The organism is Pseudomonas sp. AFG_SD02_1510_Pfu_092 (assembly GCF_003331055.1).
Lineage (GTDB): Bacteria > Pseudomonadota > Gammaproteobacteria > Pseudomonadales > Pseudomonadaceae > Aquipseudomonas.
The window spans coordinates 14,061-39,303 of sequence record NZ_PUQD01000032.1 but is presented as its reverse complement, the minus strand read 5'-3'; the positions used below and the strand labels follow the sequence as shown (position 1 = coordinate 39,303).

At 64.4% G+C, this 25,243-nt stretch carries 24 protein-coding genes and 1 other RNA gene; 18 read left to right on the top strand and 7 right to left on the bottom strand.

Annotation, left to right across the window (positions count from 1 at the left end):
• Window positions 1–33: 33 nt before the first annotated feature.
• The 16 genes from ccoN (C6A77_RS15030) (at window position 34) to C6A77_RS14950 (ending at window position 15,777) form a co-directional block, all read left to right on the top strand.
• On the top strand, window positions 34–1,458 hold the full coding sequence (gene ccoN / locus C6A77_RS15030) for a cytochrome-c oxidase, cbb3-type subunit I (RefSeq protein ID WP_013973491.1): 1,425 nt from the start codon (window positions 34–36) through the stop codon (window positions 1,456–1,458).
• A gap of 13 nt (window positions 1,459–1,471) precedes the next feature.
• A complete protein-coding gene (gene ccoO, locus C6A77_RS15025; RefSeq protein WP_112253019.1) occupies window positions 1,472–2,080 on the top strand; it encodes a cytochrome-c oxidase, cbb3-type subunit II in 609 nt (202 codons plus the stop codon).
• Window positions 2,081–2,085: 5 nt separating this feature from the next.
• Window positions 2,086–2,292: a CcoQ/FixQ family Cbb3-type cytochrome c oxidase assembly chaperone gene (locus C6A77_RS15020; protein ID WP_114170177.1), complete on the top strand. Its 207-nt coding sequence runs from the start codon at window positions 2,086–2,088 to the stop codon at window positions 2,290–2,292.
• Window positions 2,289–3,230: a cytochrome-c oxidase, cbb3-type subunit III gene (gene ccoP, locus C6A77_RS15015; protein ID WP_114170176.1), complete on the top strand. Its 942-nt coding sequence runs from the start codon at window positions 2,289–2,291 to the stop codon at window positions 3,228–3,230. Before C6A77_RS15020 ends, ccoP (C6A77_RS15015) begins: the two co-directional genes overlap by 4 nt.
• A gap of 448 nt (window positions 3,231–3,678) precedes the next feature.
• Entirely contained in the window at window positions 3,679–5,121 is a 1,443-nt protein-coding gene (gene ccoN / locus C6A77_RS15005; RefSeq protein ID WP_114170175.1) for a cytochrome-c oxidase, cbb3-type subunit I, read from the top strand.
• Window positions 5,121–5,729, top strand: a complete 609-nt coding sequence (gene ccoO / locus C6A77_RS15000; protein ID WP_114170174.1) for a cytochrome-c oxidase, cbb3-type subunit II — start codon at window positions 5,121–5,123, stop codon at window positions 5,727–5,729. The genes ccoN (C6A77_RS15005) and ccoO (C6A77_RS15000) overlap by 1 nt, the downstream gene beginning before the upstream one ends.
• Window positions 5,730–5,734: 5 nt before the next feature.
• Window positions 5,735–5,932: a cbb3-type cytochrome c oxidase subunit 3 gene (locus C6A77_RS14995; RefSeq protein WP_114170186.1), complete on the top strand. Its 198-nt coding sequence runs from the start codon at window positions 5,735–5,737 to the stop codon at window positions 5,930–5,932.
• A complete protein-coding gene (gene ccoP / locus C6A77_RS14990) occupies window positions 5,929–6,906 on the top strand; it encodes a cytochrome-c oxidase, cbb3-type subunit III (RefSeq protein ID WP_114170173.1) in 978 nt (325 codons plus the stop codon). Before C6A77_RS14995 ends, ccoP (C6A77_RS14990) begins: the two co-directional genes overlap by 4 nt.
• 320 nt (window positions 6,907–7,226) lie before the next feature.
• A complete protein-coding gene (ccoG, locus tag C6A77_RS14985; RefSeq protein WP_114170172.1) occupies window positions 7,227–8,642 on the top strand; it encodes a cytochrome c oxidase accessory protein CcoG in 1,416 nt (471 codons plus the stop codon).
• Between the two features lie 15 nt (window positions 8,643–8,657).
• On the top strand, window positions 8,658–9,188 hold the full coding sequence (locus C6A77_RS14980) for a FixH family protein (protein ID WP_114170171.1): 531 nt from the start codon (window positions 8,658–8,660) through the stop codon (window positions 9,186–9,188).
• A 136-nt stretch (window positions 9,189–9,324) separates the two neighbouring features.
• Window positions 9,325–11,799, top strand: coding sequence for a heavy metal translocating P-type ATPase (locus C6A77_RS14975; RefSeq protein ID WP_114170170.1), 2,475 nt, complete (start codon window positions 9,325–9,327; stop codon window positions 11,797–11,799).
• Window positions 11,778–11,993 (top strand): cbb3-type cytochrome oxidase assembly protein CcoS, encoded by a 216-nt coding sequence (gene ccoS / locus C6A77_RS14970; RefSeq protein ID WP_114170169.1) that lies wholly within the window; start codon window positions 11,778–11,780, stop codon window positions 11,991–11,993. The genes C6A77_RS14975 and ccoS overlap by 22 nt, the downstream gene beginning before the upstream one ends.
• Window positions 11,986–12,669, top strand: coding sequence for a sulfite exporter TauE/SafE family protein (locus tag C6A77_RS14965; RefSeq protein WP_114170168.1), 684 nt, complete (start codon window positions 11,986–11,988; stop codon window positions 12,667–12,669). Before ccoS ends, C6A77_RS14965 begins: the two co-directional genes overlap by 8 nt.
• A gap of 204 nt (window positions 12,670–12,873) precedes the next feature.
• Window positions 12,874–14,256 carry an oxygen-independent coproporphyrinogen III oxidase gene (hemN, locus tag C6A77_RS14960; protein WP_114170167.1) on the top strand — a complete coding sequence of 461 codons (1,383 nt, stop codon included), beginning with the start codon at window positions 12,874–12,876 and terminating at the stop codon, window positions 14,254–14,256.
• A 182-nt stretch (window positions 14,257–14,438) separates the two neighbouring features.
• On the top strand, window positions 14,439–15,173 hold the full coding sequence (fnrA, locus tag C6A77_RS14955; RefSeq protein ID WP_012273416.1) for a Crp/Fnr family transcriptional regulator FnrA: 735 nt from the start codon (window positions 14,439–14,441) through the stop codon (window positions 15,171–15,173).
• A 55-nt stretch (window positions 15,174–15,228) separates the two neighbouring features.
• Window positions 15,229–15,777: an adenine phosphoribosyltransferase gene (locus C6A77_RS14950; RefSeq protein ID WP_009683910.1), complete on the top strand. Its 549-nt coding sequence runs from the start codon at window positions 15,229–15,231 to the stop codon at window positions 15,775–15,777.
• Between the two features lie 139 nt (window positions 15,778–15,916).
• Here the strand turns inward: C6A77_RS14950 and recR are convergent, their stop codons facing one another.
• From recR to C6A77_RS14925, 4 genes are all read right to left on the bottom strand, one after another.
• Window positions 15,917–16,519, bottom strand: coding sequence for a recombination mediator RecR (recR, locus tag C6A77_RS14945; protein ID WP_114170166.1), 603 nt, complete (start codon window positions 16,517–16,519; stop codon window positions 15,917–15,919).
• A 402-nt stretch (window positions 16,520–16,921) separates the two neighbouring features.
• Window positions 16,922–17,257: a YbaB/EbfC family nucleoid-associated protein gene (locus C6A77_RS14935; protein WP_028692865.1), complete on the bottom strand. Its 336-nt coding sequence runs from the start codon at window positions 17,255–17,257 to the stop codon at window positions 16,922–16,924.
• A gap of 63 nt (window positions 17,258–17,320) precedes the next feature.
• A complete protein-coding gene (gene dnaX / locus C6A77_RS14930; RefSeq protein WP_114170164.1) occupies window positions 17,321–19,393 on the bottom strand; it encodes a DNA polymerase III subunit gamma/tau in 2,073 nt (690 codons plus the stop codon).
• A gap of 137 nt (window positions 19,394–19,530) precedes the next feature.
• A complete protein-coding gene (locus C6A77_RS14925) occupies window positions 19,531–20,019 on the bottom strand; it encodes a DUF2938 domain-containing protein (protein WP_114170163.1) in 489 nt (162 codons plus the stop codon).
• A gap of 81 nt (window positions 20,020–20,100) precedes the next feature.
• Here C6A77_RS14925 and C6A77_RS14920 point away from each other — a divergent pair, with 81 nt between their 5' ends.
• Together C6A77_RS14920 and C6A77_RS14915 are read left to right on the top strand one after the other, a co-directional pair.
• Window positions 20,101–20,523, top strand: coding sequence for a helix-turn-helix domain-containing protein (locus tag C6A77_RS14920; protein WP_114170162.1), 423 nt, complete (start codon window positions 20,101–20,103; stop codon window positions 20,521–20,523).
• A 118-nt stretch (window positions 20,524–20,641) separates the two neighbouring features.
• Window positions 20,642–21,067 (top strand): hypothetical protein, encoded by a 426-nt coding sequence (locus tag C6A77_RS14915; protein WP_114170161.1) that lies wholly within the window; start codon window positions 20,642–20,644, stop codon window positions 21,065–21,067.
• Between the two features lie 195 nt (window positions 21,068–21,262).
• Here the strand turns inward: C6A77_RS14915 and ffs are convergent.
• The 3 genes from ffs to zipA form a co-directional block, all read right to left on the bottom strand.
• An RNA gene (gene ffs, locus C6A77_RS14910) (signal recognition particle sRNA small type) lies at window positions 21,263–21,359 on the bottom strand.
• 251 nt (window positions 21,360–21,610) lie between these two features.
• Entirely contained in the window at window positions 21,611–23,941 is a 2,331-nt protein-coding gene (gene ligA / locus C6A77_RS14900; protein ID WP_114170159.1) for an NAD-dependent DNA ligase LigA, read from the bottom strand.
• Between the two features lie 235 nt (window positions 23,942–24,176).
• On the bottom strand, window positions 24,177–25,067 hold the full coding sequence (zipA, locus tag C6A77_RS14890; protein WP_114170158.1) for a cell division protein ZipA: 891 nt from the start codon (window positions 25,065–25,067) through the stop codon (window positions 24,177–24,179).
• Window positions 25,068–25,243: the final 176 nt, after the last annotated feature.

The following is a 25,243-nucleotide window of genomic DNA, read 5'->3' as shown; positions in this document are numbered from 1 at the left end:
GCCTGCCAAATAACCGTGGATGGGAACCCATACATGAACACAACCAGCAGTACCGCCTATAACTACAAGGTGGTCCGCCAATTCGCCATCATGACGGTGGTGTGGGGAATCGTCGGGATGGGGCTCGGCGTCTTCATCGCCGCCCAGCTCGCCTGGCCTTCCCTCAACTTCGACCTCCCCTGGACCAGCTTCGGCCGCCTGCGCCCCCTGCATACCAATGCGGTGATCTTCGCCTTCGGCGGCTGCGCCCTGTTCGCCACCTCCTATTATTCGGTGCAACGCACCTGCCAGACCACCCTGTTCGCACCGGGCCTGGCCGCGTTCACCTTCTGGGGCTGGCAACTGGTGATCCTGCTGGCGGCCATCAGCCTGCCACTGGGCTACACCAGCTCCAAGGAATACGCCGAACTGGAATGGCCGATCGACATCCTGATCACCATCGTCTGGGTGAGCTACGCCATCGTGTTCTTCGGCACGCTGATGAAGCGCAACACCAAGCACATCTACGTCGGTAACTGGTTCTTCGGCGGCTTCATCCTCACCGTGGCGATGCTGCATGTCGTCAACAACCTGGAACTGCCGGTCAGCCTGACCAAGTCGTACTCGGTCTACGCCGGTGCCACCGATGCCATGGTGCAGTGGTGGTACGGGCACAACGCGGTGGGCTTCTTCCTGACCGCGGGCTTCCTGGGGATGATGTACTACTACGTGCCCAAGCAGGCCGAACGCCCGGTGTATTCCTATCGCCTGTCGATCGTGCACTTCTGGGCGCTGATCACCCTGTACATCTGGGCCGGCCCGCACCACCTGCACTACACCGCGCTGCCTGACTGGGCGCAGTCGCTGGGCATGGTGATGTCGCTGATCCTGCTGGCACCCAGCTGGGGCGGCATGATCAACGGCATGATGACCCTGTCGGGGGCCTGGCACAAACTGCGCAGCGACCCGATCCTGCGCTTCCTGGTGGTGTCGCTGGCGTTCTACGGCATGTCTACCTTTGAAGGCCCGATGATGGCCATCAAGACGGTCAACGCGCTGTCCCACTACACCGACTGGACCATCGGCCACGTTCACGCCGGCGCCCTCGGCTGGGTAGCGATGATCTCGATCGGCGCGCTGTACCACACCATCCCGAAAGTGTTCGGCAAGGAGCGCATGTACAGCATCGGCCTGATCAATGCGCACTTCTGGCTGGCCACCATCGGTACCGTGCTGTACATCGCCTCGATGTGGGTCAACGGCATCGCCCAGGGCCTGATGTGGCGCGCGGTCAACAGCGACGGCACGCTCACCTACTCGTTCGTGGAAACCCTGGTGGCCAGCCACCCAGGCTTCATCGTGCGCTTCGTCGGCGGTGCGATCTTCCTCAGCGGCATGTTCCTGATGGCCTGGAACACCTGGCGCACCGTGCGTTCGCCGGCGCTCGATGTCGCCCCTGCGAACGCCCAGCTGGCTTGAGGAGACCTGCCTGATGAAACATGAAGTCATCGAGAAAAACGTCGGCCTGCTGGCCTTGCTGATGGTGTTCGCCGTCAGTATCGGCGGCCTGACCCAGATCGTCCCGCTGTTCTTCCAGGACGTCACCAACAAGCCGGTGGAAGGCATGAAGCCTTACACCGCGCTGCAACTGGAAGGCCGCGACATCTACATCCGCGAAGGCTGCGTGGGTTGCCACTCGCAGATGATCCGCCCGTTCCGCGCCGAAACCGAGCGCTACGGGCATTACTCGGTCGCCGGCGAAAGCGTATGGGACCACCCGTTCCTGTGGGGCTCCAAGCGTACCGGGCCGGACCTGGCACGGGTCGGCGGCCGCTACTCGGACGACTGGCACCGCGCGCACCTGTACAACCCGCGCAACGTGGTACCGGAATCGAAGATGCCGTCGTACCCGTGGCTGGTCGCCCAGCAGGTCGACAACAGCCATACCGACACCAAGATGCGCACCTTGCGCACCCTCGGTGTGCCGTACAGCGACGACGACATCGCCGGCGCCCGCGACGCGGTCAAGGGCAAGACCGAGATGGATGCCCTGGTCGCCTACCTGCAGGTGCTCGGCACCGCGATCAAGAACAAGAGGTGACTGCGATGGAAATGGACATCGGCATGATCCGCGGCCTGGGCACCCTGGTGGTGATGATCGCCTTCATCGGCCTCACCCTGTGGGTGTTCAACCGCCGCCGCGACCATGATTTCGCCGAAGCGCGCCTGCTGCCCTTCGTCGACGACCGCCTGCCCCCTGCCGGGCAGGAACCTGCTGCCATGACTGCTGCGATTAGGAGTAACGGGCAATGACCACCTTCTGGAGTACGTACATCTGCGTACTGACCATCGGCAGCCTGATTGGCCTGACCTGGCTGCTGCTCGCCACCCGCAAGGGCCAGAGCAACAACACCACCGACCAGACCATGGGCCACAGCTTCGACGGCATCGAGGAGTACGACAACCCGCTGCCCAAGTGGTGGTTCTGGCTGTTCGTCGGCACCCTGGTGTTCTCGGTCGGCTACCTGATCCTCTACCCGGGCCTGGGCAACTGGAAGGGCATTCTGCCGGGTTATGAGAATGGCTGGACCGGCGCCAACGAATGGCAGAAGGAGATGGACAAGGCCGACGCCAAATTCGGCCCGATCTTCGCCAAGTACGCTGCGATGCCGCTGGAAGAAGTGGCCCAGGACCCGCAGGCGCTGAAAATGGGCGGCCGCCTGTTCGCCTCCAACTGCTCGGTGTGCCACGGCTCGGACGCCAAGGGTGCCTTCGGCTTCCCCAACCTCACCGACAACGCCTGGCGCTGGGGTGGCGACGCGCAAACCATCAAGGCTTCGATCATGGACGGCCGCCACGGGGTGATGCCGGCCTGGGCCGAGGTGATCGGCGAGCAGGGCGTGGCCGATGTGGCTGCGTTCGTGCTGACCGGCCTCAACGACCGCAGCCTGCCGGAAGGCAGCAAGGCCGACGCGGCCAAGGGCAAGGAGATCTTCGCCGGCAACTGCGTGGCCTGCCACGGGCCTGAAGGCAAGGGTACCCCAGCCATGGGCGCGCCCGACCTGACCCAGCCGCAGGCGTTCATCTACGGTTCGAGCTTTGCCCAGCTGCAACAGACCATCCGTTATGGTCGCCAGGGGCAGATGCCGGCGCAGGCAGCGTTCCAGGGCAACGACAAGGTGCATCTGTTGGCGGCTTATGTGTACAGCCTGTCGCAGGGCCAACCTTCGCCAGAACTGACCGCCAAGTAACACCCCTTCGCGGGCTCGCCCGCTCCCACAGGTATTGCACAGCGCTGAAGCTTTGCGCTGTACCTGTGGGAGCTGGCTTGCCGGCGATGGGCCGTAAAGCGGCCCCCGCTCTTCTCCGCCACACCCCCTACCTTGCACCCCCTCCGAACACAACTAAGCTTGTTGCCTCAGTGGGCTTCGCCTTGAAAAGAGCGAAGCAGACGCGGCGCATGCGCTGTCGCCGTCCCGAAAAAAAGCTTGACCGATCGATCAGAAAAAGGCGAAAAACGGTACACATTACAAATATTTATTTGTGTACAATCGCCAGTGCCCGATCACTGCGGGACACCAGTGAACGGGCTCGGGCACGGGTCGGCGTACCAAAGTTGCGTTGCAGTAACCCTGATGGTTATCAATACTGGCGCCGATTTTCGACCAACAAGAACATTAAAAACCGTGGAACCTTAGAATGAGCACAGCAATCAGTCCGACTGCTTATAACTATAAGGTCGTCCGCCAGTTCGCCATCATGACGGTGGTCTGGGGGATCCTTGGCATGGGCCTCGGCGTCTTCATCGCCTCGCAGCTGGTGTGGCCGCAACTGAACCTGGACCTGCCCTGGACCAGTTTCGGCCGCCTGCGCCCGTTGCACACCAACCTGGTGATCTTCGCCTTCGGGGGCTGTGCGCTGTTCGGCACCAGCTACTACGTGGTGCAGCGCACCTGCCAGACCCGGCTGATCTCCGACAGCATGGCCGCCTTCACCTTCTGGGGTTGGCAGGCGGTGATCGTCGGCGCGCTGATCACCTTGCCGATGGGCTACACCACCACCAAGGAATACGCCGAGCTGGAATGGCCGCTGGCGATCCTGCTGGCCATCGTCTGGGTCACCTACGGGCTGGTGTTCTTCGGCACCATCGTCAAGCGCAAGACCAAGCATATCTATGTCGGCAACTGGTTCTACGGCGCCTTCATCGTGGTCACCGCGATGCTGCACATCGTCAACCACATCTCGCTGCCGGTGAGCCTGTTCAAGTCGTACTCGGCCTATTCCGGCGCCACCGATGCGATGATCCAGTGGTGGTACGGCCACAACGCCGTGGGCTTCTTCCTCACCACCGGCTTTCTGGGGATGATGTACTACTTCGTGCCCAAGCAGGCCGAGCGGCCGATCTACTCGTATCGCCTGTCGATCGTGCACTTCTGGGCGCTGATCACCCTGTACATCTGGGCCGGCCCGCACCACCTGCACTACACCGCCCTGCCGGACTGGGCGCAGTCGCTGGGCATGGTGATGTCGATCATCCTCCTGGCACCGAGCTGGGGCGGCATGATCAACGGCATGATGACCCTGTCCGGGGCCTGGCACAAACTGCGCACCGACCCGATCCTGCGCTTCCTGGTGGTGTCGCTGGCGTTCTACGGCATGTCCACTTTCGAAGGCCCGATGATGGCCATCAAAACCGTGAACTCGCTGTCGCACTACACCGACTGGACCATCGGCCACGTTCACGCCGGCGCCCTCGGCTGGGTGGCGATGATCTCGATCGGCGCGGTGTACCACATGATCCCGCGCCTGTATGGCCGCGAGCAGATGCACAGCGTCGGCCTGATCAACGCGCACTTCTGGCTGGCCACCATCGGTACCGTGCTGTACATCGCCTCGATGTGGGTCAACGGCATCACCCAGGGCCTGATGTGGCGCGCCATCAACGATGACGGCACCCTCACCTACTCGTTCGTCGAAGCCCTGCAGGCCAGCCACCCTGGCTATATCGTCCGCGCCCTGGGCGGTGCGTTCTTCGCCAGCGGCATGCTGCTGATGGCTTACAACGTGTTCCGTACCGTACGTGCCGCCAACCCGGCACAGGCTGAGGAAGCCGCCAAGATCGTCGTCGTGGGAGCGCATTGATGAAGCATGAAGCCGTCGAGAAGAACATAGGCCTGCTGGCCTTCTTCATGGTCATCGCCGTGAGCATCGGTGGCCTGACCCAGATCGTCCCGCTGTTTTTCCAGGACGTCACCAACAAACCCGTGGAAGGCATGAAGCCGCGCACCGCGCTGGAGCTGGAAGGCCGCGATATCTACATCCGCGAAGGCTGCGTGGGCTGCCACTCGCAGATGATCCGCCCGTTCCGTGCCGAAACCGAACGCTACGGCCACTACTCGGTCGCCGGCGAAAGCGTGTGGGACCACCCGTTCCTGTGGGGTTCCAAGCGTACCGGGCCGGACCTGGCGCGGGTCGGTGGCCGCTACTCGGATGACTGGCACCGCGCGCACCTGTACAACCCGCGCAACGTGGTACCGGAATCGAAGATGCCGTCGTACCCGTGGCTGGTCGAGCACAAGCTCGACGGCAAGGACACGGCGAAAAAGATGGAAGTGTTGCGCACCCTCGGCGTGCCTTACACCGACGCCGACATCGCCGGGGCCAGCGACGCGGTCAAGGGCAAGACCGAAATGGACGCCATCGTCGCGTACCTGCAGGGTCTTGGCACCATCATCAAGAGCAAACGGTGACGCTGATGGACATCGGGATGATTCGCGGCCTGGGCACCGTCGTGGTGATGGTGGCCTTCGTGGGCCTGGCGCTGTGGGTGTTCAACCCACGGCGTAAAAAGGAGTTCGACGAAGCCACCCAACTGCCCTTCGCGGATGACCCCGAGGCCTGCCGCCACGTCGAGCAAGAGCACGCAAAAGCTTCTGGGAGCAAACAACAATGACAACCTTCTGGAGTCTGTACGTTACCGTCCTGACCCTGGGCACCATCTTCGCCTTGACCTGGCTGCTGCTGTCGACCCGCAAGGGCCAGCGCGAAGAAGCCACCGACGAAACCGTCGGGCACGCCTTCGACGGCATCGAGGAGTACGACAACCCGCTGCCGAAATGGTGGTTCTGGCTGTTCGTCGGCACCATCGTCTTCGCCCTCGGCTACCTGGTGCTGTACCCGGGCCTGGGCAACTGGAAAGGCATCCTGCCCGGCTACTCGTACCTGGACAACGACAAGCAGACCGAGTTTGCCAACGGCCAGGCGGGCTGGACCGGCGTGCACGAATGGGAAAAGGAAATGGCCAAGGCCGACGCCCGCTTCGGGCCGATCTTCGCCAAGTTCGCCGCCATGCCGATCGAAGAGGTGGCCAAAGACCCGCAAGCGCTGAAAATGGGCGCGCGGCTGTTCGCCTCGAACTGCTCGGTGTGCCACGGTTCCGACGCCAAGGGTGCCTTCGGCTTCCCCAACCTGACCGACAGCGACTGGCGCTGGGGCGGTGAGCCGGACACCATCAAGACCACCATCATGGGCGGCCGCCACGGCGTGATGCCGGCCTGGGCCGAGGTGATCGGTGACCAGGGCGTGGCCGATGTGGCGGCATTCGTGGTCAGCAAGCTGGATGGCCGCAGCCTGCCGGAAGGCGCGAAGGCCGATGTCGACAACGGGCAGAAGATCTTCGCCGCCAACTGCGTGGCCTGCCACGGGCCGGAAGGCAAAGGTACCCCGGCCATGGGCGCGCCGAACCTGACCCACCCGCAGGCGTTCATCTACGGTTCGAGCTTCGCTCAGTTGCAGCAGACCATCCGTTATGGCCGCCAAGGGCAGATGCCGGCCCAGGAACAGCTGCAGGGCAATGACAAGGTGCACCTGCTGGCGGCTTATGTTTACAGCCTGTCGCAGCAGGCTGAGCCGGTTAAAACCGAGTAAGCAGGCCTGGCCTCTTCGCGGGTGAACCCGCTCCCACAGGGATCGCACAGGTCCTGAGGCAAGCGCAGTACCTGTGGAGCGGGTTCACCCGCGAAGAGGCCGGTACTGAAACCACATTTGTTGCAGGCCCCATGACCTGGATCAATTGACACCCGCCATAACACGATTCACACCACAAACCCAACGCGACTAAAGGTCGCAGCGCGACCCCATACTGCCATCAGCGGCGTATCATGGGCCGCAGAGCGCTAGCAGATTGCGCGAGACTGCGGCCGGCACGCACTGGCCGCGGCGTTTCTCCACTGCCGTGGGACATGATGATGAGCAAGCAAATTCCGGTACATGACGTCACCCCGCCTGCCAGCAAAGGGAAGGACTCCGTCGATCTCTACGCCTCCCGGGAAAAAATCTACACCCGCGCCTTCACCGGCCTGTTCCGGCGCCTGCGCATGGTCGGTGGTGCCGTGCTGTTCCTGCTGTACTTCGGCACCGTGTGGTTGAACTGGGGCGGCCACCAGGCCGTGTGGTGGAACCTGCCCGAGCGCAAGTTCTACATTTTCGGCGCCACCATCTGGCCACAGGACTTCATCCTGCTCTCGGGCATCCTCATCGTCGCCGCCTTCGGCCTGTTCTTCATCACCGTGTTCGCCGGCCGGGTATGGTGCGGCTACACCTGCCCGCAAAGCGTGTGGACGTGGATTTTCATGTGGTGCGAAAAGGTCACCGAGGGCGACCGCAACCAGCGCATGAAGCTCGACAAGGCGCCCATGAGCGGCAACAAGTTCCTGCGCAAGTTCGCCAAGCACAGCCTGTGGCTGCTGATCGGCTTCGTCACCGGCATGACCTTCGTCGGCTACTTCTCGCCGATCCGCGAGCTGGTCATCGAATTCTTCACCGGCCAGGCCGACGGCTGGGCCTACTTCTGGGTCGGCTTCTTCACCCTCGCCACCTACGGCAACGCCGGCTGGCTGCGCGAACAGGTGTGCGTGTACATGTGCCCGTACGCGCGCTTCCAGAGCGTGATGTTCGACAAGGACACGCTGATCGTCTCCTACGACCCGCGCCGCGGCGAAACCCGCGGCCCGCGCAAGAAGGACCTGGACTACAAGGCCGCCGGCCTCGGCGACTGCATCGATTGCACCATGTGCGTGCAGGTCTGCCCCACCGGCATCGACATCCGTGACGGCCTGCAGATCGAGTGCATCGGTTGCGCCGCGTGCATCGACGCCTGTGACAACATCATGGACAAGATGAACTACCCCAGAGGGCTGATCAGCTACACCACCGAACACAACCTGTCCGGGCAGAAGACCCACATGCTGCGCCCGCGCCTGATCGGCTATGCGCTGGTGCTGCTGGTGATGATCATCGGCCTGGCCACCGCCTTCGCCACCCGTTCGCTGGTCGGTTTCGACGTCAGCAAGGACCGCGTGCTGTACCGCGAGAACGCCCAGGGGCGGATCGAGAACGTGTACAGCCTGAAGGTGATGAACAAGGACCAGCGCGACCACGTCTACGTACTGGATGCCGTCGGCCTGCCGGACCTCAAGCTCGAAGGGCAACGCGAGATTCGCGTGGAGGCCGGTGATATCGTCAGCCTGCCGGTGCAGCTGTCGGTCGCACCCGAGAAACTGCCATCGACCACCAACAAGATCACCTTCATCCTCAAGAGTGCCGACGACAGCGACGCCCAGGTTGAAGCCGATAGCCGTTTCATCGGCCCACAGATCCGCTGAGAGAGATAACCCACCATGCCTGCCGCCACCGCCACCAGCCCCTGGTACAAGCACCTCTGGCCCTGGATCATCATCGGCATCCTGGCCACCTCGGTGTGCCTGAGCCTGACCATGGTCAGCATTGCCGTGCACAACCCGGACAACTTGGTCAACGACAACTACTACGAAGCTGGCAAGGGCATCAACCGCTCGCTGGACCGCGAGCTGCTGGCGCAGAACCTGGGCCTGAAAGCCAGCCTGCACCTGGACGAGCTGACCGGTGAAGTGGACCTGCGCCTGGCTGGCAACAGCGGCCCGCAGAACCTGGAGCTGAACCTGATTTCGCCAACCCAGCCGGAGAAGGACCGCAAGGTGCTGCTGAGCCGGGTCGAGGCCGGGCGCTATGTCGGGCAGCTGGAAGACAAGGTCGACGGGCGCCGCTTCGTTGAGTTGCTGGGCAGCGAAGGTGGCCAGGTGTGGCGTTTGTTCGAGGAAGAAAAGGTCGAGCACGGTGTGACCTTGCAGTTGGGTGATGAAGCTTTGCAAGGTGCCGAGCACCAGCAGTAGCAACACCGCAACCCCCTGTGGGAGCGGGCATGCCCGCGAATGCGATAGCTCAGGCAAAGGTGTTTTCAGGCCTGACGCTTTCGCGGGCATGCCCGCTCCCACAGGGTTTACTATGTGCCTGAGCAGTGCTTGCCTTATGACCCAACCCACCCCCTGCTACCACTGCGCCCTGCCCGTCCCCGCCGGCAGCCGCTTCACCGCCGTGGTCCTCGGCCAGCCCCGGCAGTTCTGCTGTCCCGGCTGCCAGGCGGTGGCCGAGTCGATCGTCGCCGGCGGCCTCGAGCACTACTACCAGCACCGCAGCGACAACAGCGCCAACCCCGAAGCCCTGCCGCGCCAACTGCAGGACGAACTGGCCCTGTATGACCGCAGCGACGTGCAACAGGCCTTCGTCCATCACCAGGGCGAACTGGCCGAAACCACCCTGCTGCTCGAAGGCATCAGTTGCGCCGCCTGCGGCTGGCTGATCGAAAAGCACCTGCGCAACCTGCCCGGCGTCGCCGAAGCGCGGCTGAACCTGTCCAACCACCGCCTGCTGCTGAACTGGGACGACAAGCAGCTGCCACTCTCGCGGCTGTTCGCCGAGCTGCGCCAGATCGGCTACGCCGCCCACCCCTACCAGCCCGACCAGGCCGCCGAGCAACTGGCCCGCGAGAACCGTAGCGCCCTGCGCCGCCTGGGCGTGGCCGGGCTGCTGTGGTTCCAGGCGATGATGGCTACCATGGCCACCTGGCCGGAATTCAACATCGACCTGTCACCGGAACTGCACACCATCCTGCGCTGGGTGGCACTGTTCCTCACCATCCCCATCGTCTTCTACAGCTGCGCGCCATTCTTCAAGGGCGCCGCTCGCGACCTGCGCACCCGCCACCTGACCATGGATGTTTCGGTGTCGCTGGCGATTGGCCTGGCCTTCGGCGCCGGCATCTGGACCGCCATGACCGGCAGCGGCGAGCTGTATTTCGACACCGTGGGCATGTTCGCCCTGTTCCTGCTCACGGGCCGCTACCTGGAGCGCCGCGCCCGCGAACGTACCGCAGCGGCCACCGCGCAGCTGGTCAACCTGTTGCCGGCCTCCTGCCTGCGCCTGGACGCCCTCGGCCACAGCGAGCGCATCCTGCTCAGCGAACTGCAGCGCGGCGATACCGTGCAGGTGCTGCCAGGCGCGGTGATCCCGGCCGACGGGCGCATCGTCGAAGGCCGCTCCAGCATCGACGAATCGTTGCTGACCGGCGAATACCTGCCGCAACCACGCCGGGTCGGCGAACGGGTCACCGGCGGCACACTGAATGTCGAAAGCACGCTGCACGTGGAAGTCGAAGCCGTGGGCCACGATTCGCGGCTGTCGGCCATCGTCCGCCTGCTGGAACGGGCGCAGACCGAAAAACCCCGCCTGGCGGAAATCGCCGACCGCGCCTCGCAGTGGTTCCTGCTGTTCTCGCTGCTGGCCGCCGTGGCCATCGGCCTGTGGTGGTGGCACCTGGACCCGACGCGGGCGTTCTGGATCGTCCTGGCCATGCTGGTAGCAACCTGCCCGTGCGCGCTGTCGCTGGCCACCCCGACGGCGCTTACCGCGGCCACCGGGACCTTGCACAAGCTCGGCCTGCTGGTGACCCGTGGCCATGTGCTGGAAGGCCTGAACCAGATCGACACGGTGATCTTCGACAAGACCGGCACGCTGACCGAGGGCCGCCTGACCCTGCGCAGCATCCGCCCGCTCGGCAGCTTGCCCGCCGACCGCTGCCTGGCCCTGGCCGCAGCCCTGGAAAACCGCTCCGAACACCCCATCGCCCGCGCCTTCGGCCGCACTGCCACGCCTGCCGACGACGTGCAGAGCGTGCCCGGCCTGGGCCTGGAAGGGCTGGTCGAAAGCCAGCGCCTGCGCATTGGCCAGGCCACCTTCGTCTGCGCCCTGAGCGGCACGGAAATCCCCGGCGTGCCGGAGCCGCGCGGCCAGTGGCTGCTGCTCGGCGACCGCCAGGGCCCACTGGCCTGGTTCGGCCTGGACGACCGCCTGCGGGACGATGCCCCTGCCCTGCTTGCCGCCTGCAAGGCCCGCGGCTGGCGCACCCTGCTGCTGTCGGGCGACAGCTCGCCGATGGTCGCCGAAGTGGCCGCCCAGCTGGGCATCGACCAGGCCGTCGGCGGCCTGCGCCCGGACGACAAACTGGACCAGCTGAAGGCGTTGCAGGCGGCCGGGCGCAAGGTGCTGATGCTGGGCGACGGGGTCAACGATGTGCCGGTGCTGGCCGCCGCCGACATCAGCATCGCCATGGGCAGCGCCACCGACCTGGCCAAGACCAGCGCCGACGCCGTGCTGCTGTCGAACCGACTGACGGCGCTGGTCCAAACCTTCGAGCTGGCCCGGCGAACCCGCCGCAACATCCTCGAGAACCTGCTCTGGGCAACGCTGTACAATGGCCTGATGCTGCCGTTCGCCGCGCTCGGCTGGATCACCCCGGTGTGGGCAGCCATCGGCATGTCGATCAGTTCGCTGATCGTGGTGCTCAATGCCCTGCGCCTGACCCGCCTGCCACAGGCCTCGGGCGTGCCAACCCACGAAGCGTCCTTGCCTGGGAGGAAGACGCCATGCCCGCCCTCTATGTCATGATCCCGGCGGCCCTGCTGCTGGTCGGCGTGGCCGTGTACATCTTCTTCTGGGCGGTGGACAGCGGCCAGTACGACGACCTCGAAGGCCCGGCCCACAGCATCCTGTTCGATGACCAGGACCCGCGCCACCAGGCGGCGGTGAAGCCTGAAGAGCGCCAGGCCGACAGCGCCAAGGAACCCCCGCCCCGTGCCTGACCTGCTTCCCCTGCTCGGCTCGGCACTGGTCCTCGGCCTGCTCGGTGGCGGCCACTGCCTGGGCATGTGCGGCGGCCTGATGGGTGCGTTGACCCTGGCCATCCCGCCCGAACAACGTGGCCGGCGCTGGCGCCTGCTGCTGGCCTACAACCTTGGGCGCATTCTCAGTTATGCCTGTGCCGGCCTGCTGCTGGGCCTGGCCGGCTGGGCCGTGGCCAGCAGCCCGGCGGCGCTGGCATTGCGGGTGGTGGCAGCGCTGCTGTTGATCAGCATGGGCCTGTACCTGGCCGGCTGGTGGAGCGGGCTGACCCGCATCGAGGCGCTGGGCCGGGGGTTGTGGCGGCATATCCAGCCCGTGGCGTCGCGCTTGCTGCCGGTGTCCAGCCTGCCCCGGGCGTTGCTGCTGGGGGCCTTGTGGGGGTGGCTGCCGTGCGGGCTGGTTTACAGCACGTTGCTGTGGGCCGCCAGCCAGGGCAATGCCGGGCACAGTGCGGCGTTGATGCTGGCGTTCGGGCTGGGGACCTGGCCGGTGTTGCTGGCCACCGGGTTGGCCGCGGAACGGGTAAACATTTTGTTGAAACGGCGCAGTGTGCGGGTGGCGGGCGGGGTGCTGGTGATGCTGTTTGGGGTATGGACCCTGCCTGGGCCGCACCAGCATTGGTTGATGGGGCATTGAGAGGGGTTGCTGCGCACCCCAATCGCGACGCAAGGCCGCTCCCACATGGGACCGCGCATGCTTGTGGGAGCGGCCTTGTGTCGCGATTGGGCTGCATGGCAGCCCCAGAATCCACCACCGGTTGCCCTTGATACAAATCAACACAGTTTCCTACAGACAGCCCTAGACTCCGGTGCACTGCTGCTCTTTCCGGGGACCGCCCTCATGCTCGACGACCTACGTTGGGATACCGACCTGATCCGCCGCTACGATCTCGCCGGGCCACGCTACACCTCCTACCCGACCGCCGTGCAACTGCACAGCGAAGTGGGCTCGTTCGACCTGCTCCACGCACTGCGCGAGAGCCGTCGGGCCGTGCGCCCGCTGTCGCTGTACGTTCACGTGCCGTTCTGCGCCAACATCTGCTACTACTGCGCCTGCAACAAGGTCATCACCAAGGACCGTGGCCGTGCCGCGCCCTACCTGCAGCGCCTGGAGCAGGAAATCCAGCTGATCGCCTGCCACCTCGACCCTAAACAGCGTGTTGAACAGCTGCATTTCGGCGGTGGCACCCCGACCTTCCTCAGCCATGTGGAACTGCGCCAGCTGATGGCCACCCTGCGCCAGCACTTCCACCTGCTGGACGACGACTCCGGCGACTATGGCATCGAGATCGACCCGCGCGAGGCCGACTGGTCGAGCATGGGCCTGCTGCGCGAACTGGGCTTCAACCGCGTCAGCCTGGGCGTGCAGGACCTCGACCCGGCCGTGCAGCGCGCAGTCAACCGCCTGCAGAGCCTGGAGCAGACCCGCACCCTGATCGAAGCCGCGCGCACCTTGCAGTTCCGCTCGGTCAACCTCGACCTGATCTACGGCCTGCCCAAGCAGACCCCGGAAGGCTTTGCCCGCACCGTCGAAGAGGTGATCCGCCTGCAACCCGACCGCCTGTCGGTGTTCAACTACGCGCACCTGCCCGAGCGCTTCATGCCGCAACGGCGCATCGACAGCAATGACCTGCCCAGCGCAGCGGCCAAGCTGGAGATGCTGCACAACACCATCGACCAGCTGACCGCGGCCGGCTACCGCTACATCGGCATGGACCACTTCGCCCTGCCCGATGACGAGCTGGCCATCGCCCAGGAAGAAGGCACCCTGCAGCGCAACTTCCAGGGCTACACCACCCACGGACATTGCGACCTGATCGGCCTGGGGGTGTCGGCCATCAGCCAGATCGGCGACCTGTACTGCCAGAACAGCAGCGACCTCAACACCTACCAGGACAGCCTGTCCAACGCCCAGCTGGCGACCCAGCGCGGCCTGCTGTGCAACCACGACGACCGCATACGCCGGGCAGTGATCCAGCAACTGATCTGCCATTTCGAGCTGGATTTCGAGCCGATCGAGCGGGCATTCACCATCGATTTTCGCGGCTATTTCAACGACCTCTGGCCAGAACTGCTGACCTTGCAGCGTGACGGCCTGATCCGCCTGGACGACCGCGGCATCCGCATCCTGCCGGCCGGCCGCCTGCTGGCGCGCTCGGTGTGCATGGTGTTCGACGCCTACCTGGCGATGCACAACCGCCAGCGCTTCTCGCGGGTGATCTGAAGCCGAGTCGTTCGACCGCATGGACAAGTTTCCTTGCCAGGCACACTATGGGCACAGCGAAAGCCCCGGCGCGCACCCGCCGGGGCTGGCCAGTTCGTACACATCAGCGCACGCTGGCCTACAACTACGTCGTGAGTTACCCTTACGTCTTATGTGTGCTTTCCCACAAGGATCGAATGAAAATGTCCGAGCCAGTCAAACTGCGCCCACACAACCAGGCCCATTGCAAGGACTGCAGCCTGGCCCCCCTGTGCCTGCCCCTGTCGCTGAACCTGGAAGACATGGATGCACTGGATGAAATCGTCAAGCGTGGGCGGCCGTTGAAAAAAGGCGAGTTCCTGTTCCGCCAGGGCGACAATTTCGGCTCGGTCTACGCGGTACGTTCCGGCGCCCTGAAAACCTTCAGCCTCAGCGACAGCGGCGAAGAACAGATCACCGGCTTCCACCTGCCCAGCGAACTGGTCGGCCTGTCGGGCATGGACACCGAGGCCTACCCGGTCTCGGCCCAGGCCCAGGAGACCACTTCGGTCTGCGAAATCCCGTTCGAGCGCCTCGACGAGCTGTCGGTGCAGTTGCCACAACTGCGGCGACAGCTGATGCGGGTGATGAGCCGGGAAATCCGCGACGACCAGCAAATGATGCTGTTGCTGTCGAAAAAGACCGCCGACGAGCGTATCGCCACCTTCCTGGTCAACCTGTCGGCGCGCTTCCGCGCCCGCGGCTATTCGGCCAATCAGTTCCGCCTGAGCATGTCGCGCAACGAAATCGGCAACTACCTGGGCCTGGCGGTAGAAACCGTCTCCCGAGTGTTCACCCGCTTCCAGCAGAACGGCCTGCTGCGCGCCGAAGGCAAGGAAGTGCACATCCTCGACCCGATCCAGCTGTGCGCGCTGGCCGGTGGTGCAATCGAGGCCTGAGGCCGGCGTTTAGCGGGTATACTTGGCCATTCGTTTTCCCAGGATACCCGCAACAATGCACAGCGACGCCTTCGACCTCAAAGCCCTGATCCGCCCGGTAGTGGACTTCCCCAAGCCGGGCGTGATCTTCCGCGACATCACCCCGCTGTTCCAGTCGCCGCGCGGGCTGCGCTATGTGGCCGACCAGTTCATCGAGCGCTATGTAGAGGCCGAGTTCAGCCATATCGGTGCCATGGACGCGCGCGGCTTTCTGATCGGTTCGATCATCGCCCACCAGCTGAACAAGCCGCTGATCCTGTTCCGCAAGCAAGGCAAGCTGCCGGCTGATGTGTTGAGCGAGGGGTACCAGACCGAATACGGCGAAGCCTTCCTGGAAGTGCATGCCGACAGCCTGTGCGAAGGGGATTCGGTGTTGATCTTCGATGACCTGATCGCCACGGGCGGTACCCTGCTGGCAGCGGCCAACCTGGTGCGGCGTACCGGGGCGCAGGTGTTCGAGGCGGCGGCAATCATCGACCTGCCGGAACTGGACGGTTCGCGCCGCTTGCAGGCGGCCGGTGTGCCGACCTTCTGCCTGACCGAGTTTTCCCTCAGCGAATACTGAGTCGGCTTTTGGGGCTGCTTTGCAGCCCATCGCCGGCAAGCCAGCTCCCACAGGTAAAGCGCTGCCTTCAGGCCTGCGATAATCCTGTGGGAGCTGGCTTGCCGGCGATGGGCCGCAAAGCGGCTCCGGCAATTCCGGATCAGAGCGAAATCGGCCGCCGCCCGGCGAAGGCATGGGCCAGGGTCCCGCCATCCACCATCTCCAGCTCGCCGCCCAACGGCACGCCATGGGCAATCCGCGACGCCACCAAGCCTTTCTCGCTCAGCAACTGGGCAATGTAATGCGCCGTCGCCTCGCCTTCCACCGTCGGGTTGGTCGCCAGAATCACCTCGGTAAAGGTGCCCTGCTCCTCGATCCGCGCCATCAGCTGCGGAATCCCGATCGCCTCCGGCCCCAGGCCATCCAGCGGCGACAGGTGGCCCTTGAGGACGAAATAGCGGCCACGGTAGCCGGTCTGCTCCACCGCATACACATCGGTTGGCCCTTCGACCACGCACAACTGGGTGTCGTCACGGCGCGTGTCGGCGCATTGCGGGCACAGCTCCTGCTCGGTGAGGGTACGGCACTGGCGGCAATGCCCCACCCCTTCCATGGCCTGGGTCAAGGCTTGAGCCAGGCGCAAGCCGCCGCTGCGGTCGCGCTCGAGCAGTTGCAGGGCCATGCGCTGGGCGGTTTTCTGGCCGACACCCGGCAGAATGCGCAGGCCGTCGATCAGTTGGCGGATGAGGGGGCTGAAGCTCATGGGAAAGGCCTGATAATTCAATAAGAGGCGGTTTATACCCAGCGGGGGCAGTGGCGTCAAATCCGCCTCCAGCCCTGCGCCGTCTGCTTTTTCTATGGGAGCGGCCTTGTGTTTTGAGAGGGGATTATAATCTGGAGTGCGAGCGGTGAATGGCAAGCTGAATGCCGGAGGTGCCCTGAGCACGTGTGGGAGCGGCTTCACCCGCGAAGCAGGCGACGCAGTGGCTGGCACCGGCTGCGCCGGTGTTCGCGGGCTGGCCCGCTCCCACAGAGTTGGCGCCAGTGTTTCAAAAATTGAGCAAGACAATTGCTTCCACAATAAAAGCAAACCGCGTCGGCCGCGAGAACGCACAAAAAAAACCGCCGCTGAACATCAGCGGCGGTTTCGGTCACGCAAATGCCCTTAGAACGGCATCTTGAAGCCCGGCGGCAGCTGCATGCCGGCGGTCATGCTGCCCATCTTGTCCTGGCTGTTCTGCTCGATCTTGCGCACGGCGTCGTTCAGCGCGGCGGCGATCAGGTCTTCCAGCACTTCCTTGTCGTCTTCATCCGTCGACATCAGGCTCTGGTCGATGCTGACGCGCTTCACATCGTGACGACCGGTCATCACCACGCTCACCAGGCCACCACCGGACTGGCCGGTGACTTCGGCGTTGGCCAGCTCTTCCTGCATCTTCTGCATCTTTTCCTGCATCTGCTGGGCCTGCTTCATCAGGCCGGCCATGCCACCTTTCATCATGGGGTATACCTCGATTGGGTCATGTGATGCGGCCCGGCACCGGGCCGGCCGCATGGTTATCCGTTACTGGCCCTGATCGGCCAGGGCTTCTACAGGTTCAATAGTATCCTGCCGGACCTTGGCACCGAACAGCTTGATCATCTGCTGGATCAACGGGTCCTGCTCGATCGACGCAACGGCCTCGTGCTGGCGCTCTCTGCGCTTGCGCGCCGCCGCCTGGGCCGGGGTTTCCTGCTCGGGCAGGATCAGCTCGATGCGCAGGTTCAACGTGCGCCCCAGGTGCTGGTTGAGCGCCTCGTTCAGGCGCCGCTGCTGGGTCGCGTTGAACAGCGCACCCTGGCCAGGGTCCAGGTGCAGCAACCAGTCGTCGCCATCGGCAGCAATCAACGTACAGTTTGCCGCGATGTTGCCTGTCATCCCGGATACAGGCAACTGTGGGAATAATTCCAGCCATTGCAGGGCCAGGCCGGTGGCCGGCCTGGCTGCCGGCAGCGGTTCGGCTGCCGGCTTGGGCGGCTCTTCCTGCACATGCTCGGCCAGTTCGTCGAGGTAACTGAAGCCTGCCGGGTCGCTCTCGCCACCGTAATAGTCTTCGTCCAGCGGCGGCTCATCGTCGCGGTCCATGCCCACGGCAGCGTAGGCGGACGGGTCGAAGGGCGGCTCGTCGTCGTGTGCCGGGGCTACGGGCGCAGGGGTCGGCGCAGGGGTCGGCGTCGGCGCAACTTCGGGCGCCGCCGCGACCGGCGCAGGCACAGCGGGCGCAGGCTCTTCCCATGGCAGGTCAACCACCGCTGCGACCGGCTCCGGTTCAGGTTCAGGTTCCGGTTCGCTGACCGGGACCGGCGCAGGTTCAGCTGCCACCAGCGTTTCAGCCGGTTGTGGCACAGGTTCGACCGGCGCCGGCGGCGCAACAACCGGTGCAGCAGGCGCCACGACAGCAGCGGCTGGTGGCGCCACGGCAACCGTAGGCGCTGCCACCGGTGTTGCAGGATCAGCTGTGGCCTGGCTGATCCCCACTGGCTTTAGTAGCGGCTTCGGCGCGTCGTCGCTGTCGGCCGGGCGGAACGCCAGCATGCGCAGCAGGACCATCTCGAAGCCACCGCGCGGGTCTGGCGCCAGCGGCAGGTCGCGGCGGCCGATCAGGCCCATCTGGTAATAGAACTGCACATCCTCGGCCGGCAGCGCCTGGGCCAGCGCCAGCACCCGTTCGCGATCGCCCTGGCCGTTGTCCACCGCCTCCGGCAGCGCCTGGGCAATCGCCACGCGGTGCAGCACATTGAGCATTTCGGCCAGCACCCCGGCCCAGTCCGGCCCCTGCTCGGCCAGGTTGCGCACGGCTTCCAGCAAGGCCCGGGCGTCGCCTTCGAGCAGCGCCTGCAGCACCCCGTAGACCTGGCCGTGATCGAGGCTACCGAGCATGGCCCGCACATCGGCGGCCAGCACTTTGCCTTCGCCAAAGGCGATGGCCTGGTCGGTCAGGCTCATGGCGTCGCGCATCGAACCATCGGCCGCGCGCCCCAGCAACCACAGGGCGTCGGGCTCGAACGGCACGTTCTCGGCGCTGAGCACGTGGCTGAGGTGCTCGACCACCCGCTCCGGGCTCATGTTCTTCAACGAGAACTGCAGGCAGCGCGACAGGATGGTGGCCGGCAGCTTCTGCGGGTCGGTGGTGGCGAGGATGAACTTGACGTAGGGCGGCGGCTCTTCCAGCGTCTTGAGCAAGGCGTTGAACGAGTGGCTCGAGAGCATGTGCACTTCGTCGATCAGGTAGACCTTGAAGCGTCCACGGCTCGGGGCGTACTGCACGTTATCGAGCAGTTCGCGGGTGTCCTCGACCTTGGTGCGGCTGGCGGCGTCGATCTCGATCAGGTCGACGAAACGGCCTTCGTCGATCTCTCGGCACACCGAACAGGTACCGCAGGGCGTGGAGGTAATGCCGGTTTCGCAGTTCAGGCACTTGGCGATGATACGGGCGATGGTGGTCTTGCCCACGCCACGGGTACCGGTGAACAGGTAGGCGTGGTGCAGGCGCTGGTTGTCCAAGGCATTGATCAAGGCCTTGAGCACATGGGCCTGGCCGACCATTTCGCGGAACGAGCGCGGACGCCATTTACGTGCAAGAACCTGATAACTCATCGAAAAACCATCGCAGCCTGATCGAGCGGAAGATCGCTAATGCTAGCGGAGCGGGGGCAAAATTGCACCCTGTGCAACCACCCGGCTGATGTTTTCAAAGCCTGCGCGATCCCTGTGGTAGCGGGCAAGCGCAGTCCTCACCCAGCCGCAACCAGGCCCGCACTCAAGAACAACCCCACGCCAAACACGACATGCGTGGCCAGGCTCTTCAGGCAATTACGCGCAGGCGTCGGGGTCTTCGAGGCAAAGAACCCCGCCCCCATCGCCGGCTGCATGAAACACAACGGTGCCACGACCGTCCCCACGCCGACCGCCAGCGCAGGCCACAGCGTCGGCGCCATTAGCCACTCCTCCCCTGCAACCACGACCAGCAGCATCGCGAACAGCAGGCCGATGGCGTAATGCATCCCCCAGCCCAAGGCCAGCTCGTGCCGTACCGGCTCGGCCTTGGCAATCGCCTGGTGCCGAACACGACCGCTGCACAGATGCCCGGCCCAACGCCCGAGCATGGCGAAATTCAACGTGGCAATACCCAGCCGACGCAGCAGCAACCCCCACACATCCATCACCACCGTGGCACCGATGCCAATCGGCAAGGCAGCAGAAATCATCGCAGTAAACGTCATTGAAAAGCCCTCGAAGATTGACGGTATTCACCCTGCCGCGCAGCATAGAAGTTGAAGTCAACTTCAAGTCAAGGGCCCGAAATGGACATTGCCGACGTCGCCAAACGCACAGGCGTACCCGCCTCGACGCTGCGTTACTACGAGAACAAAGGTCTGCTCCAGTCGCTGGCCGGGCGCGGCCAGCGGCGGCAGTTTGCAGCCGATGTGGCAGACCGGCTGGCCTTGATCGCCCTGGGCCAGGCGGCAGGGTTTTCGCTGGATGAAGTGGGGACGATGCTGGTGGACCTGCAGGTCGACCGGCAGATGCTGCTCGCCAAGGCCGACGAACTGGATGCCCGGATCAAACGCTTGCAGGCGATGAGCAAGGGCTTGCGGCATGCGGCGCATTGCCCGCAGGAGGATCACCTGGCATGCGCGAAATTCCAGCGGCTAATGAAGTTGTCGGCGGCGGGGCAAGGAAGGAAGCAAAACCGATCAACGGCTGCCTTGAACCGCCCTGAATGAGCACCCGCTCTGCATGACTTCCGCCAAGCGATATCAATGCGCCACTCCCCAGTGTAAAGTGGCGCGCCTCTGCGCCTAGGATGCGCCGAGAACAGTACCCACAATTAGGAAATGCTGTATGTCCACAGTACGCAATTTGACCGCTGCCGCCCTGATAGCACTGACTACGGGTTGTGCTACCGGCCTCAATTCGGCCCAGGAGTCGGAACTTGCCAGCTATCGCGCCAGAAACCTCGCGGTTCAGGAAAAGAGCCCCGGGCTGGCCGCCGGCCTTGGCTTGCTGCCAGGTGGCGGCTCGTTCTACGGCCGCGCATACGGCTTTGGCGTGGTGAACCTGCTGCTGTGGCCGATCTCCATTCTGTGGGACCCGGTCAGCGGGCATGACGCCGCAGAGATGCTCAACTACCAAGCCACCAAAGCCCACCTTGCCACGCTGAAAAAGCGCGACATGGACGCGCTTGATGCCCAGCTGGAGTCGGACTCGATCGACCTCAAGCGCTACACGCTCGATAAGCGCAGGATCGACGAAAAGTACAACCTGTAAACGTTCGGTGTGTGGTTGGCGTACGGTCTCAAGCAAGGCCGTACGCGAAGCATGGCGCTGGGTGTTGGCCGGACTGAGGCGAAGTAAAAACCGAGGGGCATAGCCGAACACCTGGTAGAGACACCAAGGACAATTCAACTTCAAGATTCTGGAGCGAGCAATCCTTGAACTTTCAAGGACCTGAAATGGAGGCAGCCCCACCAGCCACACCCCGGCACTCGATGTTCCCGCTATGGCTGCTCCCTTCCGGGCCTGACCAGGTTAACGGGTAATCAATGCGGGGGGACCGATGGGGCCACCACTACAGAGCTCGCTGAACAGCGAGTGGCGCCATTGTACCGGTCTTGAGGGGAGATACAACCTCTGGACGGAGAAAAAGTCATCATTTCTCAATGACTTGTCAGGGCCTGGCTGGCGCTGGCAGCAAAACCAGCGCGCAACCTGTGGGAGCGGGCATGCCCGCGAAGCAGGCGCTGCGGGGGATGGCACCGGCTTTGCCGGTGTTCGCGGGCATGCCCGCTCCCACAGTGGGCCGCGCGGTGCTTAAACCGCGATGCCCTGCTCCGCCAGGAAAGCGACGAAAGCATCTTCATCGAGCACCGTCACCCCCAGCTCGCTGGCCTTGGCCAGCTTCGAACCCGCCCCCGGCCCTGCCACCACGCAGTGGGTCTTGCCGGACACCGAACCGGCTACCTTGGCACCCAGGCCTTCCAGCTTTTCCTTGGCAATGTCGCGGCTCATGCGCTCCAGGGTACCGGTCAGCACCCAGGTCTGGCCGGCCAGCGGCAAGCCTTCGGCAACTTTCTTCTCGCTGCGCCAGTGCATGCCGAACGCCAGCAACTGGGCCTCGATGTCGCGTGCCAGCTGCTGGTTGGCTTCATCCCTGAAGAACTCGCGCACCGCGTCCGCCTGCTTGGCATTCAAGGCCTGGCGCAGGTCGATGCCGTCGGCGGCGATGATCTTGTCCAGGCTGTCGAGCCGGGCCACCAGCTTTTCCGCACCGGTCGGCCCGACCGAGGCGATGTCGAGCTTGGCGATCAGGCCGGCCAAGGTGGTGCTGGCGGCGAACTCGGCAGCCAGCTCACCTTCGTCCTGCAGCTGCATGCCACTGGCCAGCAGCTGCTCGATGACCTTCTGGTTGTGCGCGTCCTCGAAGAAGTTGTGGATCTCGTAGGCAACTTCCAGGCCGATGTCCGGCAGGTAGGTGAGCACCTGCGGCAACGCCTGCTGCACGCGTGCCAGGCTGCCCAGCGAACGGGCCAGCACCTTGGCGGTCTCCTCGCCTACGTCCGGAATGCCCAGCGCGTAGATGAAACGCGCCAGGCTCGGGCGCTTGCTGGCCTCGATGGCATCCAGCAATTTTTTACTGGAGACTTCGGCAAAACCTTCCAGGCCGACGACCTGCTCGAACTGCAGCTTGTACAGGTCGGCCGGCGAGCCGATCAGGCCTTCGTCCACCAGTTGCTCGACACTTTTTTCGCCCAGGCCGTCGATGTCCATGGCGCGACGCGACACGTAGTGGATGATCGCCTGCTTGAGCTGGGCACCGCAGGCCAGACGCCCGACGCAGCGGTACACCGCACCCTCGCTGGTGGTTGCCTTGCCTTTGCTGCGTTTGACCAGCTGGGTACGCTCGACCTGCGAGCCGCACACCGGGCATTCACTGGGCACCTGTACCGCGCGGGCATCTTCCGGGCGGCGCTCGAGCACCACCTGCATTACCTGCGGGATCACGTCACCGGCGCGGCGGATGATCACCGTGTCGCCGATGCGCAGGCCCAGGCGGGCGATTTCGTCCATGTTGTGCAAGGTGGCGTTGGACACGGTCACGCCGGCCACTTTGACCGGTTTCAGGCGCGCCACGGGCGTTACCGCGCCGGTACGGCCGACCTGGAACTCGACGTCGAGCACCTCGGTCAGCTCTTCCATGGCCGGGAACTTGTGGGCAATCGCCCAGCGTGGCTCGCGGGCACGGAAGCCCAGTTCGCGCTGGGCGGCCAGGCTGTTGACCTTGAACACCACACCGTCGATCTCGTAGGGCAGGCTGTTGCGCCGCTCGCCGATGTCGCGGTAGTACGCCAGGCACTCTTCGATGCCGGCGGCATGCCTGAGCTCGCGGCTGATCGGCAGGCCCCAGACCTTGAGCTGTTCAAGGATGCCAATGTGGCTGTCGCCGATGCTGGCGGACACCTGGCCGACGCCGTAGCAGCAGAACTCCAGCGGGCGGCTAGCGGTGATTTTCGAATCCAGCTGACGCAGGCTGCCGGCAGCAGCGTTGCGCGGGTTGGCGAAGGTCTTGCCACCGGCTTCGGCCTGGGCGGCGTTGAGCCGGTCGAAACCGGCCTTGCTCATGTAGACCTCGCCACGCACCTCCAGCACCGCCGGCCAGCCCTCGCCTTGCAGCCTGAGCGGGATGTTGCGCACGGTGCGCACGTTGGCGCTGATGTCCTCGCCGGTGGTGCCGTCGCCACGGGTGGCGCCCTGCACCAGCTGGCCGTCACGGTACAACAGGCTCACGGCCAGGCCATCGAGCTTCGGTTCGCAGCTGTAATCGACCGCACCGGGCTGGTCGAGGCCATCGACCACGCGCCGGCCGAACTCGCGCAGGTCGGCTTCTTCGAAGGCGTTGCCCAGGCTGAGCATCGGCACTTCGTGGCGCACCTGGCTGAACGCGGCCAGGGCAGCGCCGCCGACGCGCTGGGTCGGCGAGTCGGGGGTGACCAGGTGCGGGTGTTCGGCTTCCAGCGCCTTGAGCTCGTTGAACAGACGGTCGTATTCAGCGTCGGGCACGCTCGGCTCATCGAGCACGTAGTAGCGGTAGTTGTGCTGGTCGAGCTCGGCACGCAGTTCGTGGATACGGGTTTCGGCGGTCATCGGATTTGTCTTCTCTTGCAAAGCAAAAGAGCAGCTTGAGGGGTGCCGGGGTTTGAGGTATCCACTGCCTGTGCCGGCCCCTTCGCGGGCTTGCCCGCTCCCACAGGGACAACACAAGCCTCAAAGGCAGTGATGCGCCTGTGGGAGCGGGCAAGCCCGCGAAGAGGCCGGCACAGGCAACAGCGACACCCGAACCGACCAGCACGCCCTCAGGCTGCTCTTTCGTCTGGATCTGTCAGCGCTTCTGGGTCAGCGCGCGGCGTTCGAACTCGACGATACGCTGGCGATAGTGCTCGATGGTCTGGGCGGTCAGCACGCTGCGCTGGTCGTCCTTGAGCTCGCCGTTCAGTTCGTGAGCCAGCTTGCGCGCCGCGGCCACCATTACATCGAAGGCCTGCTTCGGATGACGCGGGCCCGGCAGGCCGAGGAAGAAGCTCACCGCGCGAGTGCTGAAATGATCGATGTCGTCCAGGTCGAACACGCCGGGCTTGACGGCGTTGGCCATGGAGAACAGCACTTCGCCGTGGCCAGCCATGCTCTCGTGGCGATGGAAGATATCCATTTCGCCAAAGCGCAGGCCGCTTTCCAGGATGTTCTGCAGCAGCGCCGGGCCCTTGAAGCCACCCTCGTCGCGGGAGATCACGCTGATCACCAGCACCTCTTCGGCCGGCGGCAGCTCCTTGACGCTGCTGCTGGCAGGCGCGCTGGCGCTGCTGCGGTTGTTGTCCGCGGCAAAGTCGTCATCGCTGTCGGCGAACAGGTCGGCCTCGCGCGGCTCGGCGCTCAGGTTCAGGTCGCCCTGCTGCGCATCGGCCGCAGCAGTGGCACGCTTGCCGCGCTTGCCGGCCTTGGCCGGTTTCGGCTCGCGCTCGCGATCACGCCCGGAAGCGCTGAGCGACGGCAGGTCGCTTTCGTCAAGCTCAGGCTCCTTGTGGGTATCCAGCACCCGCGACGGGCCAAGCACTTCGGCATTGCCCTCATCGTCCGGCAGGTTGGAGTAACTGCGATCCAGACGGAATTTCAACTTGCCTTTTCCGCCGCGCATGCGGCGCCAGCCGTCGAAAAGAATCCCGGCAATGACAATGATGCCGATGACGATCAGCCACTCGCGCAGACCGATTTCCATGTAATCCCGTGCCTCTATAAAAATATGCTTGAAAACAAAGGGTTCAAAGCCCTTTAACACGTGGCGCCAACTCTATGTTCTGACAGGCGTTTTACCCACGCAAAAAACGAGTGACATTAAGCTAGCACGACCAAAGACAACTTTACACCGTCTGTCGCACATGACGGGGGCATTTC

Coding starts and splice junctions, on each gene's coding strand:
- ccoN (WP_013973491.1), top strand. CDS start 34: ATGAACACAACCAGCAGTACCGCCTATAACTACAAGGTGGTCCGCCAA.
- ccoG (WP_114170172.1), top strand. CDS start 7,227: ATGAGCAAGCAAATTCCGGTACATGACGTCACCCCGCCTGCCAGCAAA.
- C6A77_RS14975 (WP_114170170.1), top strand. CDS start 9,325: ATGACCCAACCCACCCCCTGCTACCACTGCGCCCTGCCCGTCCCCGCC.
- dnaX (WP_114170164.1), bottom strand. CDS start 19,393: ATGAGTTATCAGGTTCTTGCACGTAAATGGCGTCCGCGCTCGTTCCGC.
- C6A77_RS14925 (WP_114170163.1), bottom strand. CDS start 20,019: ATGACGTTTACTGCGATGATTTCTGCTGCCTTGCCGATTGGCATCGGT.
- C6A77_RS14995 (WP_114170186.1), top strand. CDS start 5,735: ATGGACATCGGGATGATTCGCGGCCTGGGCACCGTCGTGGTGATGGTG.
- ccoP (WP_114170176.1), top strand. CDS start 2,289: ATGACCACCTTCTGGAGTACGTACATCTGCGTACTGACCATCGGCAGC.
- C6A77_RS14915 (WP_114170161.1), top strand. CDS start 20,642: ATGTCCACAGTACGCAATTTGACCGCTGCCGCCCTGATAGCACTGACT.
- ligA (WP_114170159.1), bottom strand. CDS start 23,941: ATGACCGCCGAAACCCGTATCCACGAACTGCGTGCCGAGCTCGACCAG.
- hemN (WP_114170167.1), top strand. CDS start 12,874: ATGCTCGACGACCTACGTTGGGATACCGACCTGATCCGCCGCTACGAT.
- ccoO (WP_114170174.1), top strand. CDS start 5,121: ATGAAGCATGAAGCCGTCGAGAAGAACATAGGCCTGCTGGCCTTCTTC.
- C6A77_RS14980 (WP_114170171.1), top strand. CDS start 8,658: ATGCCTGCCGCCACCGCCACCAGCCCCTGGTACAAGCACCTCTGGCCC.
- ccoN (WP_114170175.1), top strand. CDS start 3,679: ATGAGCACAGCAATCAGTCCGACTGCTTATAACTATAAGGTCGTCCGC.
- fnrA (WP_012273416.1), top strand. CDS start 14,439: ATGTCCGAGCCAGTCAAACTGCGCCCACACAACCAGGCCCATTGCAAG.
- C6A77_RS14920 (WP_114170162.1), top strand. CDS start 20,101: ATGGACATTGCCGACGTCGCCAAACGCACAGGCGTACCCGCCTCGACG.
- recR (WP_114170166.1), bottom strand. CDS start 16,519: ATGAGCTTCAGCCCCCTCATCCGCCAACTGATCGACGGCCTGCGCATT.
- ccoS (WP_114170169.1), top strand. CDS start 11,778: ATGCCCGCCCTCTATGTCATGATCCCGGCGGCCCTGCTGCTGGTCGGC.
- zipA (WP_114170158.1), bottom strand. CDS start 25,067: ATGGAAATCGGTCTGCGCGAGTGGCTGATCGTCATCGGCATCATTGTC.
- ccoP (WP_114170173.1), top strand. CDS start 5,929: ATGACAACCTTCTGGAGTCTGTACGTTACCGTCCTGACCCTGGGCACC.
- C6A77_RS14950 (WP_009683910.1), top strand. CDS start 15,229: ATGCACAGCGACGCCTTCGACCTCAAAGCCCTGATCCGCCCGGTAGTG.
- ccoO (WP_112253019.1), top strand. CDS start 1,472: ATGAAACATGAAGTCATCGAGAAAAACGTCGGCCTGCTGGCCTTGCTG.
- C6A77_RS14935 (WP_028692865.1), bottom strand. CDS start 17,257: ATGATGAAAGGTGGCATGGCCGGCCTGATGAAGCAGGCCCAGCAGATG.
- C6A77_RS15020 (WP_114170177.1), top strand. CDS start 2,086: ATGGAAATGGACATCGGCATGATCCGCGGCCTGGGCACCCTGGTGGTG.